16 protein-coding genes are annotated in these 17,148 nt (G+C 72.2%); 9 read left to right on the top strand and 7 right to left on the bottom strand.

The features are described from left to right. Positions 1-47 precede the first annotated feature (47 nt). Entirely contained in the window at positions 48-2,111 is a 2,064-nt protein-coding gene (locus ACYVNR_RS07985) for a YhgE/Pip domain-containing protein (protein WP_045191593.1), read from the bottom strand. After that, positions 2,108-2,833, bottom strand: a complete 726-nt coding sequence (locus ACYVNR_RS07980; protein ID WP_461047680.1) for a hypothetical protein — start codon at positions 2,831-2,833, stop codon at positions 2,108-2,110. Before ACYVNR_RS07980 ends, ACYVNR_RS07985 begins: the two co-directional genes overlap by 4 nt. 92 nt (positions 2,834-2,925) lie before the next feature. Between ACYVNR_RS07980 and ACYVNR_RS07975 the strand changes: the two genes are divergently transcribed. The 4 genes from ACYVNR_RS07975 to lepB all read left to right on the top strand — a co-directional run bounded on the left by ACYVNR_RS07975 (position 2,926) and on the right by lepB (position 6,775). Next, the gene (locus tag ACYVNR_RS07975) at positions 2,926-3,555 is read left to right on the top strand and encodes a TetR/AcrR family transcriptional regulator (RefSeq protein ID WP_461047679.1); all 630 of its coding nucleotides are present in this window, start codon (positions 2,926-2,928) and stop codon (positions 3,553-3,555) included. A 357-nt stretch (positions 3,556-3,912) separates the two neighbouring features. Further along, positions 3,913-5,487 carry a multicopper oxidase family protein gene (locus ACYVNR_RS07970; protein ID WP_461047677.1) on the top strand — a complete coding sequence of 525 codons (1,575 nt, stop codon included), beginning with the start codon at positions 3,913-3,915 and terminating at the stop codon, positions 5,485-5,487. A gap of 11 nt (positions 5,488-5,498) precedes the next feature. Continuing rightward, positions 5,499-6,116 (top strand): hypothetical protein, encoded by a 618-nt coding sequence (locus tag ACYVNR_RS07965; protein WP_461047675.1) that lies wholly within the window; start codon positions 5,499-5,501, stop codon positions 6,114-6,116. Continuing rightward, a complete protein-coding gene (gene lepB, locus ACYVNR_RS07960; RefSeq protein ID WP_461047674.1) occupies positions 6,113-6,775 on the top strand; it encodes a signal peptidase I in 663 nt (220 codons plus the stop codon). Before ACYVNR_RS07965 ends, lepB begins: the two co-directional genes overlap by 4 nt. A gap of 54 nt (positions 6,776-6,829) precedes the next feature. On the opposite strand, the gene ACYVNR_RS07955 is transcribed toward lepB, so the two are convergent. Next, positions 6,830-7,942: an AfsR/SARP family transcriptional regulator gene (locus ACYVNR_RS07955; RefSeq protein ID WP_461047673.1), complete on the bottom strand. Its 1,113-nt coding sequence runs from the start codon at positions 7,940-7,942 to the stop codon at positions 6,830-6,832. 204 nt (positions 7,943-8,146) lie between these two features. On the opposite strand from ACYVNR_RS07955, the gene ACYVNR_RS07950 reads away from it, so the two are divergent. Together ACYVNR_RS07950 and ACYVNR_RS07945 are read left to right on the top strand one after the other, a co-directional pair. Further along, entirely contained in the window at positions 8,147-8,800 is a 654-nt protein-coding gene (locus ACYVNR_RS07950; RefSeq protein WP_045188537.1) for a response regulator, read from the top strand. Between the two features lie 3 nt (positions 8,801-8,803). Next, a complete protein-coding gene (locus ACYVNR_RS07945) occupies positions 8,804-10,252 on the top strand; it encodes a sensor histidine kinase (RefSeq protein WP_458798333.1) in 1,449 nt (482 codons plus the stop codon). A 12-nt stretch (positions 10,253-10,264) separates the two neighbouring features. On the opposite strand, the gene ACYVNR_RS07940 is transcribed toward ACYVNR_RS07945, so the two are convergent. From ACYVNR_RS07940 to ACYVNR_RS07930, 3 genes are all read right to left on the bottom strand, one after another. Beyond that, a complete protein-coding gene (locus tag ACYVNR_RS07940; protein WP_045188536.1) occupies positions 10,265-10,561 on the bottom strand; it encodes a MoaD/ThiS family protein in 297 nt (98 codons plus the stop codon). Between the two features lie 17 nt (positions 10,562-10,578). Beyond that, positions 10,579-11,661, bottom strand: coding sequence for a WD40/YVTN/BNR-like repeat-containing protein (locus tag ACYVNR_RS07935; protein ID WP_461047672.1), 1,083 nt, complete (start codon positions 11,659-11,661; stop codon positions 10,579-10,581). 67 nt (positions 11,662-11,728) lie between these two features. Then, positions 11,729-12,682 carry a 2-hydroxyacid dehydrogenase gene (locus tag ACYVNR_RS07930; RefSeq protein WP_461047671.1) on the bottom strand — a complete coding sequence of 318 codons (954 nt, stop codon included), beginning with the start codon at positions 12,680-12,682 and terminating at the stop codon, positions 11,729-11,731. Between the two features lie 112 nt (positions 12,683-12,794). On the opposite strand from ACYVNR_RS07930, the gene ACYVNR_RS07925 reads away from it, so the two are divergent. From ACYVNR_RS07925 to ACYVNR_RS07915, 3 genes are all read left to right on the top strand, one after another. Further along, entirely contained in the window at positions 12,795-13,454 is a 660-nt protein-coding gene (locus tag ACYVNR_RS07925) for an MOSC domain-containing protein (RefSeq protein WP_461047670.1), read from the top strand. 39 nt (positions 13,455-13,493) lie between these two features. Continuing rightward, the gene (locus tag ACYVNR_RS07920; RefSeq protein WP_461047669.1) at positions 13,494-14,726 is read left to right on the top strand and encodes a PQQ-dependent sugar dehydrogenase; all 1,233 of its coding nucleotides are present in this window, start codon (positions 13,494-13,496) and stop codon (positions 14,724-14,726) included. 106 nt (positions 14,727-14,832) lie between these two features. Continuing rightward, complete coding sequence (locus tag ACYVNR_RS07915; RefSeq protein ID WP_461047668.1) at positions 14,833-15,537, top strand: DUF937 domain-containing protein; 705 nt, start codon at positions 14,833-14,835, stop codon at positions 15,535-15,537. 62 nt (positions 15,538-15,599) lie between these two features. Here the strand turns inward: ACYVNR_RS07915 and gatB are convergent, their stop codons facing one another. After that, positions 15,600-17,147 (bottom strand): Asp-tRNA(Asn)/Glu-tRNA(Gln) amidotransferase subunit GatB, encoded by a 1,548-nt coding sequence (gene gatB / locus ACYVNR_RS07910; protein ID WP_461047667.1) that lies wholly within the window; start codon positions 17,145-17,147, stop codon positions 15,600-15,602. Between the last annotated feature and the right edge of the window lies 1 nt (position 17,148).

Below are 17,148 nucleotides of genomic sequence, written 5' to 3'. Positions count from 1 at the left end.
GGGGCCGGCCGCAGCGGTCCTGCTGCGACCAGGCTGCCGCGGAGGCGTCAGAGCGCGAGCTCCGGCTTGATCCGCTTGGGCGTCCACACCCGCGACCGCCGCGCCGCGACGGTCGACACCAGCAGGGCCCCGACGAGGTATGCCGTGAGCACGCCCACCGCGCCGAGCACCGGCGCCAGGTCGGCGCCGTAGAGCAGCCGGCGCAGGCCGTCGACGGCGTAGCTCATCGGCACGACGTGGTGGACCGCCTGCAGGGGGGCGGGCAGCGTCTGCCACGGGAACGTGCCGCCGGCGCTGACGAGCTGGACGACCATGAACACGAGGCCGAGGAACTTGCCCACCGCCCCGAACCTCGACGCGAGCGCGTGCAGGATCGCCACGAACGTCATCGAGGTGAAGCAGAGGAAGAGGAACGCGAGGACCGGGTGCGCGATCCGGATGTCGACCCCGCGGCCCACGACTAGCACCAGGGCAGCAGCCTGGACGATCCCCACCACCGCCGGCGCCAGCCAGCCCCCGAGCGCAGTGCGGAACGAGCGCTGGCTCGTGGCGAGTGCGCGCTGGGACAGGGGACGCACGAAGAGGAAGAGCACGTAGGCGCCGATCCAGAGAGCGAGGCTCATGAAGAGCGGCGCCAGCCCTGCCCCGTACGACCCCGCCGACGACAGGGAGTCGGTGGCCACCCCGACCGGGTTGCCGATGGTCTGCGCCATCGCCTTGCGCTGCGCCTCGGACGGGTCGGGCACGGCGTCGCGGCCCTTGACCAGGCCGGCGTGCAGGTCTGTCGTGCCCTTGGCCAGCGAGTCGAGGCCGGACGCCAGCGACCCTGCCCCCCGCGCGAGCGCGTCCGCGCCGGTGGCGGCGGACGTCGCGCCGGACACGAGCCGGTCGGCCCCGGCGTCGAGCCGGTCGAGCCCGGTCGCCAGGGCAGCCGCCCCGTCCCGCACCTTGACCGCGCCCGTGTGGGCCTGCGCGATGCCGTCCGCGAGCGCCGGCGTGGCGTTCGCGAGCGCCCGAGCCCCGGTGGCCACCTGGTCGGCCCCCTTCGACAGGCGCGTCAGGTCGCCCGAGGCCGACTGGATGGTGGCGTCTGCGTTGTCCACGTAGCCGTCGACGAGGTCGAGCCGTGACTCGACGACGGCCAGCTGCGCGTCGGTCAGTCCCTGCGCCCTCAGGGTGGCGACCAGACCGGCGCGGTCGGCGGCGACGCGGCTCTTGAGCTGGGTGGAGGCGGCGGCCGCCTTCGCCCCGTAGCCGGCGATAGTGCGGTTGCCGGCCGCGACCTGCTCGGCACCGTCGGCGAGACGGTCGGTCTGTGCGGGGAGGTCTGCGGTCCTGGACTGCAGGGTGCCGAGGCCGGAGGCGAGGCGTGCTGAGCCGGTCTGCAGCTCGTGGGCGCCCGAGGCCGCGCGGCCGATGCCGGCGTCGAGGGTGCGGGCACCGGTCGCGAGCTCGTCGAGCCCTGTCGCGAGAGAGCCCGCGCCGGAAGCCAGCTGGTGGGCCCCGTCGTCAGCCTTGGACGCACCGGCGCGGAGCTTCTCCGATCCGTCCACGGCCTTCGCGAGCTCGTCGTGCACGTCGCTGAAGCCCAGCAGCAGCCGGCTCGCGGCAGTCTGGCTCACCTCGCCGGCGACGCTGGCGGTCACCTGCTTGATGACCTGGCCGCCGATCATCGAGGTCATGTAGTTGTTGGCGTCGTTCGTCTCGAGCAGCAGGGTCGCCTGACGTGGCGTGAACTCCGCCGTCGAGGCGAGGTCCGCGGAGAAGGTCTTCGGGAGGATGACGGCGAACGCGTACGTGCCGTCGTCCACGCCGTTCATCGCCTCGTCGCGCGACACCCGGTGCCAGTCGAAGCTCTTCGACTCGACGAGGTGGTCGGCCACCTCGCCGCCGACCTGGAGCTTCTCCCCCGTGCTGAGGGTGGTGCCGGCATCGTCGCTGACGACGGCGGCAGGCACCTGCGGGAAGGCGCCGTAGGGGTCGTGGTTCGCGTAGAGGTACAGGCCGCCGTAGAGGGTCGGGACGAGGACGAGGGCCGCGAGGGCAAGACGTGCGAGGCGCGAGGCGGTGAGGCGGCGCAGCTCAGCGAGCGCGAGGCGGACGGGGTTCATGCGGGCACTCCGTCGGTGGTGGGGTCGGTGGTGGGGTCAGTCGTGGGTTCGACGACGGGTTCGACGACGGGGTCGGTGGCGGGTTCGGTGGCGGGCTCGATGGCCGCGGGAGGGAGCCCGGTCGACCGGGACAGTGCCGAGGCGGTCGCCGGTGCGCAGAGCGCGACAACGGTGAGACCACGGTCGGCGACCGACCGGGCCGCCTCGAACCACTCGCGCGGCTCGCCACCGTGCCGGTCGGGACCGGTGAGCACGATGACGCGAACCTGCGGGTGCCACGAGCCGAGCTCGAGCAGCAGGCGGGTGCGCAGGCCCGTCGGCAGGCTCTCCCAACGCCGCGATGCCAGGTCGCTGACACCACGGTCGCCGAGGAAGGCTGCGACGTCCCTGCGCGACGACGGCCGCTCGGCGAGGGCCAGCTCCTCCGCGACGACGGCGCGGAGGGAGAAGGAGTCCTCCGGCGCGGTCACGTCGGGCACGTCGACGAGTCGCGTGCGCAGCTGCAGCTGCGCCCGGTCGGTGGAGCCACCGATCGACACGGAGCCGGTGAGCAGGTCGACTCGTCCGCCGATCGCGAGGGCCAGCGCGACCTGGCCGACGCCGGGGTCGATGCCGACGACCGTGACCGCTCCCGCGGGGGCCGAGAACCCGATCCCCGACACGAACGGCTCGTGCGTGCCTCGGACCGACACGTCGTGTGCGACCACCTGGCGCTCGTTCACCTGACCATCCTCCGACGGGACCATCCCGCCTTTCGATACAAGTATGCATCCAATACATGTCCGTATTCAATTCGAGGGCGTATCGTGGTCCCATGCCAACCCTGAGGTCCCGCGAACCAGCCGCTCCCCCGATCACCGCCCGCCGCCAGGCGACACGTGACCGGGTGCTCGGGGCGGCGAGCGAGGTCTTCGCGGAACGCGGCTTCCACGGCGCGAGCGTCGAGGACATCTGCGAGCGGGCCGGCTTCACCCGAGGGGCCTTCTACTCCAACTTCTCCTCCAAGGACGACCTCGTGCTCGAGCTGTCCCGCCGGCACTCCGAGGCTCTCGTCGGGCGCATCCGCGCAGCCAGCAAGCAGGAGCATGCAACGGCTGACGAGGTGCTGAAGTCTGTCTTCGCAGCCCTCGCCGACGACACCCGCAGCAAGGAGCAGTGGCTGGTCCTCACCACGGAGTTCACCCTCCACGCGATCCGCGAACCGGTGGCCCGCCGCGCCTGGGCCGCGCAGCAGCGACGGGTGCGCGACGAGCTGGTGGCCGTCGTCGACGAGGCGGTGGCCCGGCAGGGGCTGACGCTGCCCATGCCCACCGATGTCTTCGTCCGGGCCGCGATCGCGCTCGCGCAGGGCTCCATGACGCAGCGCCTCGTCGAGCCCCGTTCGCTCACCGTGGGAGAGCTCGAGCGGACCGTGCTACCCGTGCTGCTCGGCGTCGACACCTGAGCGGGGACGCACCCCCGCGCCGCGACGCCCCAGTGGCGGGCGCCCACTCGGGACGCCCGCCTCTCCTGGGGGATCAGGTCACAGTGTCGCTTCTCACCACCGAGGTGGAGATCCCGCCGAGGACGGTCGGCGACGCACGGGGTCGGCGCCGAGCCGCTTGAAGGAAGTCTCCTCACCCTGACCGGGTGCAGTCCCACTGTCGGGGGTGATCCTTGCGAAAACCTTGGACTCGGGCGCCTTGCCCCAAACACCCCCAGATGTCCGAATTGCCCTGCCTCACAGCCGGATTCATCCAAGGTATCAACAAGGTCGCTGGGTTCCTCTTGAGTCGGAAAGGACATGATCAAGGGAGGAACCATGTCTTTGTCTCGCCGAGACCTCATGAAGCTGGGCGTCGTCGGGGGCGCCGCCCTGGCGCTGCCTCTGGAGCGCACGGTGAGTGCCAAGTCCAGCCCTCAGGGCCGACTCGCCAGCAGCCGGCTGCCCCGGCCGTTCACGATGCAGTTCCGGACGCCGCCGGTGCTGCGGCCCTACCGCACGGACGCCACCACCGACTTCTACAAGGTCTACATGAAGCCGCTCCAGGCCGAGGTGGTCCCGGGCCTGCAGACGCCGCTGTGGGGCTACAACGGACTCGTTCCCGGACCGACCGTCAAGGTCGCGCAGGGCCGGCGCACCGTGATGCGCCAGGTCAACAACCTGCCGGGCAAGCACCCGGTGCTGAGCTACACGCCATGGACGTCGGTGCACCTGCACGGCTCTCCGTCGCTGCCGCAGTACGACGGCTACGCGAGCGACATCACCAACCCGGGCCAGTACAAGGACTACGTCTACCCCAACACCCAGACCGCTCGCACCATGTGGTACCACGACCACGGGCTGCACCACACGGCCGAGAACGTGCTCATGGGCCTCGCGGCCCAGTACCAGCTGGTCGACCCGCTGGAGCGGGCCCTGCCGATCCCCAAGGGCGAGTTCGACGTGCCGTTGCTGGTCAGTGACGCGATGTTCGCCAGCGACGGCTCGCTCTACTTCGACAACCACAGCGAGTCGGGGATGTTCGGCGACGTCGTCCTGGTCAACGGCGTGCCGTGGCCCGTGATGAAGGTCAAGCGGCGCAAGTACCGCTTCCGCATCCTCAACGCGTCCATCTCGCGCTCGTACCAGTGGTCGCTCGACTCCGGGGATCCCATGACGGTCATCGCGACCGACGCTGGACTGATGCCGCGGCCGCAGACGGTGCAGCGCTTCCGCCACGGCGCGGCCGAGCGCTACGAGGTCGTCATCGACTTCGGCAGGATGCCGGTGGGCCGTCGCGTCGTGCTGCGCAACACCAGCCCGAAGAACAACATCGACTATGCCAACACCAACAAGGTGATGGCCTTCGACGTCGTCGCCGACGACTTCGACCGCGCCAACAACACCGTTCCCGACGCCCTGAACCCGACCAACCCCGCCATGCTGCTCACGGCCGCCGACGCGGTGCGCACGCGCCGCCTGGACCTCAAGCGCAAGCACGGCATGTGGACCATCAACGGCCACACCTGGGACGACGTCGTGAAGAGCAAGTTCTCCCTCGTCGAGGCCAACCCGCGCGAGGGTGACGTCGAGATCTGGGAGATCCGCAACTCCTCGGGCGGCTGGTTCCACCCGGTCCACATCCACCTCATCGACTTCCGCATCCTCGACCGCAACGGCCAGCCGCCGATGCCGCACGAGCTCGGCCCGAAGGACGTCGTCTACGTGGGTGAGAACGAGACGGTGCGGGTCGTGGCTCGCTTCGAGGGCCGCGGCAAGTACATGATCCACTGCCACAACCTCGTCCACGAGGACCACGACATGATGAGCCAGTTCGAGGTGCTGGCCGACCATGACGTGAGCGACCCGCTGAGCGACCCCTGCAAGTCGCTCCCCGAGATCGACGACGTCTGAGGGGCGGCGCCATGTCGACCACGGCACTGCCATCGGGCTCATCGCTCGCCACCGACACGGCTGCGGACGCCGTGTCCACGGGGCCGGCACTCGCTGCACAGGCGCGGGCCGCGGGGGCGCTCAGCTGCATCGCTGCGCTCGTGCACCTCGCTGTGGCGCCCGAGCACTTCGCCGAGTGGGCGCCGGCCGGCGTCTTCCTCATCGTCGTCGCGGCAGGTCAGCTGTGGCTGGCGCAGGCCCTCTGGCGGGGGCTCAGCGCACGGCTCGTCCCGGCCGCGGTGCTCTTTACGGCGGGCCTCGTCGGGCTCTACGTCGCGTCGCGGACCATCGGCCTGCCGGTCCACCCGGACACCGCGGGCCAGGGGCTCGGGCTGGGCGGGAGCCACCACGGCGGGTCGCAGGTGCCCGGCGGGCACGGCAACGGCATGCCCATCGTGCCGGGCTCCGGCGCAGAGGCGGCCGTCGAGACCGTCGGGACGCTCGACCTCGTGTGCGTCGTCGCCGAGCTGGGGGCCCTGGCCCTGCTCGTCGGGATGCTGCCGGTCCGCCAGCGTCGGTCGGTCGGCAACCTCCTCCTCGCCGTGGGTCTCTGCGGTTGGGTCGTCTGGGGCCTGGTGCGCTTCACGTGAGCCGACAGGCGCCGGACCGGGCAGGAACGGCACCCGAGCGCAGCTCCCCTGCCCTCGGGTCCGCCTCCGTCCCCGGAGCGCTCGCACCACCTCCGGCGCGGCGCGCGAAGTTCCGGCGTCGGGTGCTGGCGTTCGTGGGAGTCGTGGCTGTCCCGGCCGCCACGCTCACGTGGGTGGTGCAGCCCGTCCGGGTCACCTCCGACTCGATGAGCCCGACCCTGACGCCCGGCCAGCACGTGCTCCTGCTCAAGCAGCCCTGGGCAGGGACGGTCGCGCGCGGCGACGTCGTGGTACTCGACGGCGACCGGTGGTCGGAGCGCGCCGCGGCAGCCGCGGCGAGCGGCGGTGTCGTCGGGCTGTCCCCCGACCGTGTCGACGCCGCGGTCCGCACCGTCCGGGACACGTCCTTGGTCAAGCGGGTCGTCGGGGTCGGTGGCGACACCGTCGAGCTCGACGACGGTGCTCTCGTCGTCAACGGCACACGCGTCGTGGAGCCGTTCGTCGACCTCGAGTCGGTCGACGGCGTGTGGTTCGGACCGGTGACGGTGCCCTCCGACGCGGTGTTCGTGCTCGGTGACGCCCGGGCGACCTCCGTCGACTCTCGCGACCTGGGCGCGGTCGCACTCGACGCCGTGGAGGGTCGCGTCGTCGGCCCGTAGCGGCCCGCAGGCGGTCCTCCGGCGGGCGCGCCCCGTCAACCGGGCGGCCGGTGGTCAACCGGTGGCCGCGGCGACGGGGACACCGTGGGACCCGTGGGACGGCACCGCCGCGCGCTGACGGGCATCGGCCGCGCGGACCAGGGCCAACAGCCGGCTGCAGTCCTCCTTCAGGGAGGCCGGGACCACCGGTCCGGCGCTGCGCGCCCCGCCCGCACCGCCCGTACCGTCCGCGCCGTGCTCACCACCTCCCGGGGACGCCGACCCGGAGGCCGAGTCGTCGAGGACGTGGTGCAGGCGCACCACCGCGGCGACGAGGTCACGCAACCGGTCGTCCTGCTCCGAGGTCGCCGCCAGCAACCGCCGGAACACCGCCCGCAACCGCGGACCCGGGTCACACCCCAGCTCGGCCGCGAACACCGTGCGACACGTCTCGTACTCCCGCACCGCGTCCGTGTGCTCACCCCGACGCTCCAACGTCTCCAGCAGCACCAGCCACGCCGACTCCAGCAACCGGTCCCGCTCGATCGCCGCCCGCGCCCACACCTGCGCGTGCCCCAGGTCACCGGCCTCCAACGCCGCCCGCGCCCCGTCCGCCAACGCCCGCAGCACCCGCGCCTCGTGCGCCTGGACCGCCTCCTGCAACCACGGCAGGTCCGCCTCGTCCGGCAGCAACGGCCGCGCCACCAACGCCAACGCCTGCGCGTACACGCCCACCGCCGCCGCCCCCGACAGCTCCTGCGCCCGCGCCACCAACCGCGCGAACTCGATCACGTCCACCGTCAACCCCTGCGCCCGCGCCGCGACGTCCCACCGGTACCCGCCCGGCACCGTCACGATCGGCGCCACCCGCGCACCCGCACCCCCAGCGCCATCAGCACCCCCAGCGCCCTCGACGCTCTCGACGCCCGGGGCCCCGGCCAGCCGCTTGCGCAGCAGGCTCACGTACGCCTCCAACGTGCCCAACGCCCCCGCCGGAGGCGTGTCCCCCCACAGGTACTCGATGATCCGACCCTTCGAGACCGGGTCGCCGCCCTCGAGCAGGAGCGCCAGCAACACGTGCCGCGCCTTCGCACCCCCCAGGTCCCGCGGACCCAACGCTCCCGGCCCGTGCCCCACCACGAGCCCGCCACACAACCGCACCACCGGTACGCCGACGACATCCTTCATCTCTGATCCCCCCATAGCTGATCCCCGGGCAGCTCCCCTGCCTGCCATGGTGCGTCGCGACGGGCTCGGGCGGATCTCCCATGCACGGGTGGGACGACCCCCAGTATTTGGGACCGTTTTCCGTCGCGGGCGCACGAGTGCCGTGATACTGAAGGCCAGGGGGAGTGCCGGGGGGGCGCGGGGCCCCCGCGAGGGGGTTTCTCGATGACGTCTGATGTCCTGCGGGTCCTGGTGGTGGACGACCACCGGACCCTGGCCGACGCGCTGTGCCTCGCGATCTCCGCGGAGCCCCGCATGGAGTGTGTCGGCACGGCCCACGGGGCCCGTGAGGCGACGGCCCTTGTGGCCACCGCGTCTCCCGACGTCGTCGTCATGGACGTCAGGCTCGACGACGGCGACGGCGTCGACGTGACGAGGACCATCACGTCCGACCGGCCCGAGACGCGTGTCGTGGTGCTGACCGCGCACGTCGACGAGTCCCTGCTGACCAGGGCAGCGGAGGCAGGCGCCTGCGCGGTGCTGCCCAAAGGGGGTCCGCTGACCGAGCTGATGGAGTCCCTGCGCACCGCGCCGCGCGACGGCTTCGCGGTGCACCCGGTGCTGCTGCGCACGCTCATCGGCGCATCCGCCGCCCCGCGGGCCACGCCCGACCTGCTGACCGCTCGCGAGCGGGAGGTGCTCACCCTGCTGGCCGAGGGACGCGACCCCACGACCATCGCGCGAACACTCGGCATCTCGGTGCTGACGTGCCGCGGCTACATCAAGAGCCTCCTCGTGAAGCTCGACGCCCACAGCCAGCTCGAAGCCGTGATGATCGCCTTGCGCCGCAGGCTCATCCAGCTCCCGAACGAGGACTGAGCCATGCCAGTGAAGACACCGCCGACGACGACCTCCGACACCACTGCCGTGGTGCCGCCGAGACCCGCCGGCACGTCACCCGCACAGCTCGACGTCCCACAACCGGGACGCTCGAAGGTCGTGCGCGACTCGGTCGTCCGGTTCCTGCTGTGGAGCCTCGCAGTCCTGGGCCTCGTCGCGGCCGGCACCTTGCTGCTGTCGACCCCCCTGGCCGAGCGACTGTCCGTCCGCGAGGCGACCACGAGGAGCGTCGCGTACGCCAAGTCCGTCGTGGCGCCCCTCGTCGACGACAAGGTGCTCACCGGGGACACCGTCGCCACGCGCGACCTCGTCCGGCTCATGCGCACCCGCATGGCCGACGGGTCGATCGCGCACATGAAGATCTGGACGGCGAGCGGGCGGGTGCTGTGGAGCGACGAGCCGGAGGTGACCGGCAGGACGTTCGAGCTGGAAGAGGACGTGGCCACCCTGTTCGGCACCAACGACGCCACGGGTGAGGTCTCGCCGCTCGACAAGCCCGAGAACGTCTCGGAGCAGTCTGCCCAGGAGCTGATCGAGGTGTACGTGGGCTTCAGGGCCGACAACGGGACGCCCCTCGTCTTCGAGGCGTACTGGCCGACGGAACGCATCCGCCAGGACGTCAGCGACATCCGCTGGCAGTTCACGCTGCTCGGACTCGGGGCGCTGCTGCTGCTGGCCCTCGCCCTGCTCCCCCTCGCCCTGTCGCTGGCCAGGCGTGTCGACCGTGGCCTCGCCGAGCGGGAGGCGATCATGGCGCAGGCGCTCTCTGCGTCGGACCTCGAGAGGCGACGGTTGTCCCAGGACCTCCACGACGGGATCGTCCAGGACATCGTCGCCCTCGGCTACGCCCTGCCGACCGTGGCGGCGGCACTGCCGCGTGAGGCCACCGCGGCGCGCGCCCTACTCGAGCAGGTCCACACCGACGTCGCCCGCGGCGTCTCGGGCGTGCGCGAGCTGCTGACCGACGTCTACCCGGCCGACCTCGAGCACGGTGGGCTGGAGCCCGCCATCCAGGACCTCGCCGAGCGACAGCGGCGGCACGGCACGGACGTCGTCGTGGCGGTCGACTCCCGGCTCGGCGAGCCGCTGGGCGTCGCACAGCTGACCTACCGCATCGTGCGGGAGGCCCTGAGGAACGTGGCCAAGCACGCACGTGCGACCGAGGTGGAGGTGACGGCTGAGGTCGTGCACGAGGCCGCGGTCGTCGAGGTCCGCGACGACGGGGTCGGACTGGGCGCAGGGACGGAGATGTCGTCCGGCGGCACGGGCGGGCCCGACGGGCTGCCCGGCGGCGAGGGGCACCTCGGCCTACGGCTGCTGCGAGACACTCTCCGCACCTTCGGTGGCGACGTGACGATCAGCGAACGATCGGGGGGTGGCACCGTGCTGCGCGCGACCTTCCCGCTGGCGCTGCGGGTCTCGTCGCGCTGACCGTCGCGGCGCTCAGCCGCCGGACACGGCGTTGATGATGTGGACCCTGGCGCCGGCAGGAACCTGCGCGGCGACGCCGTCGCCCCGCGTGGCGTCCTCACCGTTGACGAAGACCTTGACGTGCCGGCGGATCTGACCCCGCTCGTCACGCACCTTGCCGTCGAGGATGCGGTGCTCGGAGAAGGCGCGGTCAAGCAGCTCGGCGACGGTCTGGCCGTCACCGGGCGACTCGACCTCGATCTCGGCGACGCCCCCCACGAGGTCGCGGAGCATGCCCGGCAGGATGACGCGGACGGGAGCAGACGGCATACGGGAACCCCTGTGCCTCAGTCGAGCTGGGCCGCGCGGACCACGAGGACGTCGGGCAGCTGCGTGGCGATGCGCTGGAAGGTCTCACCCTCGTCGGCCGACGCGAACACGTCGCCGTTGCGGGTGCCGAGGTAGACGCCGACCGGGTCGGCGGAGTCGAGGGACGCGGCGTCGCGGAGCACGCACGTGAAGCTCTCGGACGGCAGGCCCTGCGCCTGCATGCGCCAGTGGGCGCCGCCGTCGTCGGAGCGCTGCACCTGCAGCTGGGCGCCGGGCGGGATGCGCTCGCCGTCGTCGGCGACGGGGATGTTCCACACGACGCCGGGTCGCCTCGGGTGGGCCAGGATGGTGAACCCGAAGTCGGTCGGCAGCCCGTCGGCGATGGACTGCCAAGAAGCCCCGTTGTCGTCGGAGCGGTAGACGCCCTTGTGGTTCTGGGCGTAGAGCGCGCCGTCGGCCGCACCGCGCGCCACCTTGTGCACGCACTGGCCGTACTCGGGGTACTCGTCGTCGGGCATGAAGTACGCCCGGATGCCCGGGTTCGACGGCGCCCACGTCTCGCCGGAGTCATTCGAGCGGTAGACACCGCCCGCGCTCATCGCGACGAGGAGGTTCTCGGGGTGGCCGGCCTCGGGAACGATCGTGTGCACCGCTCCCCCACCGAAGCCGGGCTCCCACTTCGGGCGGTGCGGGTGGTCCCACAGGCCCCGGACCAGCTCGTAGTGCTCGCCCCGGTCGGTGCTGCGGAACAGGGCGTGCGGCTCGACGCCGGCCCAGACGACGTCGGCGTCGTTCGGGTCGGGGGTCAGCTGCCACACCCGCTCGAGCGCGGTGTCGGTGTCGCTCGGGAAGGCGAGGGCGCGCTCGGCGCTCTCGGTCCAGGTGCGACCGCCGTCGGTCGAGGCCTGGACGGTCGGCCCCCAGTGCCACGACTTCACCCCGGCGAGCACCGTCGAGCGCCCATCCCGCGTGTCGACGGCGACGGATGCGACCTCGCTCATGAGGAAGTGCGGACCCTCGAGGGCCCACTCGGTGCGGTCGCTGCTGCGGGCGACCCACAGGCCCTTGCGGGTGCCGATGGCGACGATGGTCTCGGTCATGTTGACAGTGTCCACTAAGGGTCTGACAGCGACAAGGGCTCGTCGCCCCGACGGTGTCGGAGCGGGCTCACCCCCTTGCGGTACTGCCCGTCGCGACCGCGTTCACGAGGGGACCGCCTGCCAGCATCGCCTCGACCTGACGGCGCACGAGGGCCTTGGCCCGGGGGCGCATGGCCTGCGTCGCCCCGCCGATGTGCGGCGTGATGAGCACGCCGGGAGTCGTCCAGAGAGCGTGGTCGGCGGGCAGCGGCTCGGGGTCGGTCACGTCGAGCGCCGCCCTCAGTCGCCCCGACGCGCACTCGGCCAGGAGCGCGTCCGTGTCGACGACGGGCCCGCGGGCCACGTTGACGAGGACCGCGCCGTCCGGCATACGCCCGAGCATGTCGGCGTCGAATAGCCCGCGCGTCGCCTCGCTCAGGGGCACGATGACGACCACCACCTCGTGGTGCGGCAGCAGGTCGGGCAGCTCGTCGATGCCGTGCACGTGCGGGACGAGGTCGTCGCCGTCACGCGCGCGGGAGGCGACGGCGGTCAGTGCCACCTCGAAGGGCGCGAAACGGCGCGCCACCGCGCGCCCGATCTGGCCGTAGCCGACGACGAGCACGCGGCTGTCGGCCAGGGCGGACCGCAGGATGAGGGGCTCCCAGGTCGAGCCGGCCTGCGACACGACGAACTTCGGGATCTCACGGACGGACGCGAGCGTCAGGGCCAGGGCGAGCTCGGCCGTCGACGCGTCGTGCACGCCCGCGGCGTTGCACAGCGTGACCCCCTCCGGCACCTCGGGGAGGAACTGCTCGTAGCCGGCGCTCTGCAGCTGCACGACCTCGAGCGCGTCGAGGCCGACGGCGACGTCCGCGAGACGCAGCCTCGTCATGTACGGCATGACCGCGAGCCGGATCTCCGCACCTCGTGGGTGCGGCTCGGACATGTCCCAGACGACCGTGTCGACGCCGTCGAGGTCGGCTAGCGCCTCGGCGTACTCGATCTCGGGCACGGACACGACGAGCGGGGCTGCAGCCATGCGGCCACGCTAGATGACACGATCGCGGCCGACCCCACCCGTCCACGCGACCGGCCGCGAGCACCGCCGGCGGGACGGACCGCGCCAGACCGCGCCGACTAGGCTCGCGCGGGTGAACGCGCCCCACGTCCTGTCTCTCAACTCGGGTCGTCGCACGCGTCCGCCGGGTGGCGGCGCCCCCACCGCGATCGACAAGCAGCCGGTCGACTCCTTCGACGTGCGCGACCCGGGGCCCAAGCACGGCGGTCTCGGCAGCGGGGTGGTGGGCGACGAGATCGGCAAGCCGCAGCACCACGGCGGGGCGCTCCAAGCCGTCTACGCGTACGCCCGCGAGGACCTCGACCACTGGGAGCGTGAGCTCGGGCGCCCCATCGCCCCAGGCGGTTTCGGCGAGAACGTGACCACGGTCGGGGTCGACGCCACGCACGCGATCGTCGGCGAGCTGTGGCGGATCGACGACGTGGTGCTGCGGGTGGAGGTGCCTCGCATCCCCTGCGCCACCTTCGCCGCCCACATGGGGGTGCCCCGCTGGGTGCGCCGCTTCGCGGACGAGGGCCGCACCGGTGCCTACCTGTCGGTGGTGACGCCCGGGACCGTGCGCGCGGGTGCCGCCATCACGGTCGAGCGACCGGACCACGACGTCGACCTGCTGCTGCTGTTCCGGGGACTCATGGGAGACCTCGGCGCGGCCCGCCGGGTCCTCGACGCGGGAGTCGCCCACGCCGAGGTGAACGAGGAGCTCGCCGCGATCCTCGCGCGACGCGGAGGCTGACCATCGTGGCCATCGGCCGCCATTGGGACACAATGAGGTATGCCGCATCGTTCCCGTTGGATCAGCCGTGCCCTCGCGGGGGGTTTCGTCGTGGCGCTCGGCGCCACGGCGTGCACGAGCTCGACCCCGGAAGCGCCGTCCACGAGCGCCGGCTCGTCGACGGCCGGCACCAGTTCCACGTCGGCCACGAGCACGGCGGTCGGCACCAGCACGGCCGTCCCGCCGAGCACGCCGAGCTCGACCGCCTCGACCACCACCCCGTCGAAGACCATCACGACCCGGGCGACGCCCCCGCCCAGCCAGCCGGCCGGACCCGTCACCCTGCTCGGCGGCCTCGACATCGCCTGGTCGGTGGCCGTCCTGCCCGACGGCAGCGCCCTCGTCAGTGAGCGCAACACCGGGCGGGTGCACCACGTGCCCAAGCCCGGCACCGGGGGCAGGTCCACCGTCGTCGGACGGCTCCCCATCTTCCGCACCGAGGGCGAGGGCGGCCTCCTCGGCCTCGCGGTGGCCGCCGACTTCGCGAGCGACCCGCTGGTGTACGCGTACTACACGACCAACAGCGACAACCGCATCGCGGCGGTGGAGTGGCGAGACGGCCGACTGGGCGAGCCGGAGGTCATCTTCTCCGGCATCCCGAGCGGGCGCCGCCACAACGGCGGGCGCATCGCCTTCGGTCCCGACGGCTACCTCTACGTCGGCACGGGCGAGGCCGGCGACACGGGGCTCTCGCAGAACCTCGACTCGCTCGGCGGCAAGATCCTGCGCATCACCAAGGAGGGAGAGCCTGCTCCGGGCAACCCCTTCGGCGGATCTCCGGTCTGGTCCTACGGCCACCGCAACGTCCAGGGCCTCGCCTGGGACAGCCGGAAACGCCTGTGGGCCAGCGAGTTCGGGCAGAACACCTGGGACGAGCTGAACCTCATCGAGGCCGGCAAGAACTACGGCTGGCCGGAGGTCGAGGGGCGCGAGGGCAACTCCGACTTCGTCGACCCCGTCGCGCAGTGGCCGACCGACGAGATGTCGCCGAGCGGCATCGCCGTCGGCCCTGACGGGGCGGTCTACATGGCTGCCCTGCGTGGCGAGTCCGTCTGGCGCGTGCCGGTCAACGCCGACGGCACGGCCGGCAAGGCGACCCGGCACCTGAACCGCACCTACGGCCGCATCCGCGACATCCACTTCGTCGGCAACCGCGTGTGGATCACGACGAGCAACAACAACCGCGCCGACCGCCTCGTCTCGCTGCCGCTCTCCGCCGTGGGCGCCCGCTGACGTCCCGCGAGATACGGACGCCCCCGGGCTGCCGGTGACCGTCCCGCATGGCTAGCCTGACGGGCAGGGCCCGCAGCGGCGCGGGCCGCGACGAGGAGGGCCACCCATGGGTTCGTACGACGAGATCCTCGACCAGGTTCCGGTCGACCAGCTGGCCGGCCAGCTGGGAGTCGGGAGCGACGAGGTGCGCAGGGCCGCCGAGAGCGCCCTGCCTGCACTGCTCGGCGGGCTGCACGCCAACGCCTCCGACCCGGCGGCAGCCGACTCGCTGATGGCTGCGCTCTCCGACCACCAGGACCCGGTCACGGGTCTCGACGACGTCGACGAGCAGGACGGGCGTGCCATCGTCGGCAACATCTTCGGCGACAACACCGACCAGGTCGTCAGCCAGCTCGGCGGCCTCGGGGGGACCTCGGGGGGCATCGTCCAGAAGCTGCTGCCGATCCTCGCCCCGATCGTGCTGTCGTGGCTGGCCGGGAAGGTCGGGCAGGGTGGTGGGCTCGGTGGTGGGCTCGGTGGTGGGCTCGGTGGCGGTGCGCCCTCGGCCCCGAGCGGGGGCGGCGCCACGGATGACGGGCCGCTCTTCCCCGGCGGCGCGGGAGCGGGCAGCGGGCCGGTGCAGGCGCCGGGCAGCGCGACGCCGACGGGCAGCGCCTCGACGGGCGACTCCTCATCCGGGTCGAACCCGCTGCAGGACATCCTCGGCCAGGTGCTCGGCGGCGGTTCAGGCGGTGGGGCCGGGGCGTCGGGCGGAGCCGGCGACATCCTCGGTGGTCTGCTGGGCGGCCTCCTCGGAGGCGGCAAGCGCTAGCTGGGCCCCACCCACCCCTTCAACCGTCGAGGGGCCGAAGTCTGCGGCCCCCGACACGTCGGTTACTGGAGCTTGGCGAGGATGAGCTCGCGGGCCTTGCCGGCGTCGGCCTGGCCCTTCATCTCCTTCATCACCTGGCCGATGAGCGCACCGGCGGCCTGCACCTTGCCGTCGCGGATCTTCGCCGCGACGTCGGGGTTGGCCTCGATGACCTTGTCGACGGCGGCCTCGAGGGCGCCGTCGTCCTGGACGAGCTCGAGCCCGCGCGCGTCGGCCACGGCAGTCGGGGTGCCCTCACCGGCGAGCACGCCGTCGAGCACCTGGCGCGCCATCGAGTCGTTGAGGCGCCCGGACACGACGAGCCCGTCGAGCTCGGCGATGTGCGCCGGCGTGAGGCCGAGCCCGGCGGCATACGTGACGATGTCCTGGGCCTCGGCGTTGGCGCGACGCGAGGGCTCACCGAGCCACCACTTCTTCGCGGCACCGGCACTCGCACCCGCGGCCACCGTCTGCTCGATGAGCTCGACGGCACCGGCGTTCACGACGTCGCGCATCTCGAGATCGCTGTAGCCCCAGTCGGACTGGAGACGCTTGCGACGGGCGGCCGGGTTCTCGGGGAGCGTGCCGCGCAGCGCCTCGACCAGCTCGCGGGTCGGGGCGACCGGAACGAGGTCGGGCTCGGGGAAGTAGCGGTAGTCCTCGGCGTCGGACTTGACGCGGCCCGACGTCGTGATGCCGGTGTCCTCGTGCCAGTGACGCGTCTCCTGGAGGATCGAGCCGCCGCCGTCGAGGATCGCGGCGTGGCGCGAGATCTCGTAGCGGACGGCCCGCTCGACCGAGCGGAGCGAGTTGACGTTCTTCGTCTCGGTGCGGGTGCCGAGCGGCACCGCGAGCTGCTCGGGCGACGTCGGGTCGCCGGCCTTGGCGCGCAGCGACACGTTGGCGTCGCAGCGCATCGAGCCCTGCTCCATCTTCACGTCGCTGACGTCGAGCGCGCGCAGCAGGTCGCGCAGCGCCGAGACGTACGCCTTCGCGACCTCGGGTGCCCGCTCCCCCGCGCCGGTCATCGGCTTGGTGACGATCTCGATGAGCGGGATGCCCGCGCGGTTGTAGTCGACGAGCGAGTGGTCGGCGCCGTGGATGCGGCCGGTCGCACCGCCGATGTGGAGCGACTTGCCGGTGTCCTCCTCCATGTGGGCACGCTCGATCTCGACGCGGTAGACGGTGCCGTCCTCGAGCTCGACGTCGAGGTGCCCGTTGTAGGCGATCGGCTCGTCGTACTGCGACGTCTGGAAGTTCTTCGGCATGTCCGGGTAGAAGTAGTTCTTCCGGGCGAAGCGGCACCACTCGGCGATCTCGCAGTTGAGCGCGAGGCCGATGCGGATGGCCGACTCGACGGCCTTCTCGTTGACGACGGGCAGCGCGCCGGGCAGGCCGAGGCAGACCGGGCAGACCTGCGAGTTGGGCTCGGCGCCGAACTCGGTGGGGCAGCCGCAGAACATCTTCGTCGCGGTGTGCAGCTCGACGTGCACCTCGAGACCCATGACGGGGTCGAACTTCGCCATGGCCTCGTCGTAGTCCATGACGGCGTCGGCGGTGGCCGTGCTCATG

It is taken from the genome of Terrabacter koreensis (assembly GCF_054783315.1).
This window is presented reverse-complemented; position numbering and strand designations above follow the sequence as displayed.

Bases quoted from the DNA above. Each gene is read 5' to 3' on its own strand.
- ACYVNR_RS07945 (WP_458798333.1), top strand. From the start codon at position 8,804: ATGCCAGTGAAGACACCGCCGACGACGACCTCCGACACCACTGCCGTG.
- ACYVNR_RS07930 (WP_461047671.1), bottom strand. From the start codon at position 12,682: ATGGCTGCAGCCCCGCTCGTCGTGTCCGTGCCCGAGATCGAGTACGCC.
- ACYVNR_RS07915 (WP_461047668.1), top strand. From the start codon at position 14,833: ATGGGTTCGTACGACGAGATCCTCGACCAGGTTCCGGTCGACCAGCTG.
- ACYVNR_RS07935 (WP_461047672.1), bottom strand. From the start codon at position 11,661: ATGACCGAGACCATCGTCGCCATCGGCACCCGCAAGGGCCTGTGGGTC.
- ACYVNR_RS07940 (WP_045188536.1), bottom strand. From the start codon at position 10,561: ATGCCGTCTGCTCCCGTCCGCGTCATCCTGCCGGGCATGCTCCGCGAC.
- ACYVNR_RS07950 (WP_045188537.1), top strand. From the start codon at position 8,147: ATGACGTCTGATGTCCTGCGGGTCCTGGTGGTGGACGACCACCGGACC.
- ACYVNR_RS07970 (WP_461047677.1), top strand. From the start codon at position 3,913: ATGTCTTTGTCTCGCCGAGACCTCATGAAGCTGGGCGTCGTCGGGGGC.
- ACYVNR_RS07965 (WP_461047675.1), top strand. From the start codon at position 5,499: ATGTCGACCACGGCACTGCCATCGGGCTCATCGCTCGCCACCGACACG.
- ACYVNR_RS07955 (WP_461047673.1), bottom strand. From the start codon at position 7,942: ATGAAGGATGTCGTCGGCGTACCGGTGGTGCGGTTGTGTGGCGGGCTC.
- gatB (WP_461047667.1), bottom strand. From the start codon at position 17,147: ATGAGCACGGCCACCGCCGACGCCGTCATGGACTACGACGAGGCCATG.
- ACYVNR_RS07975 (WP_461047679.1), top strand. From the start codon at position 2,926: ATGCCAACCCTGAGGTCCCGCGAACCAGCCGCTCCCCCGATCACCGCC.
- ACYVNR_RS07985 (WP_045191593.1), bottom strand. From the start codon at position 2,111: ATGAACCCCGTCCGCCTCGCGCTCGCTGAGCTGCGCCGCCTCACCGCC.
- ACYVNR_RS07920 (WP_461047669.1), top strand. From the start codon at position 13,494: ATGCCGCATCGTTCCCGTTGGATCAGCCGTGCCCTCGCGGGGGGTTTC.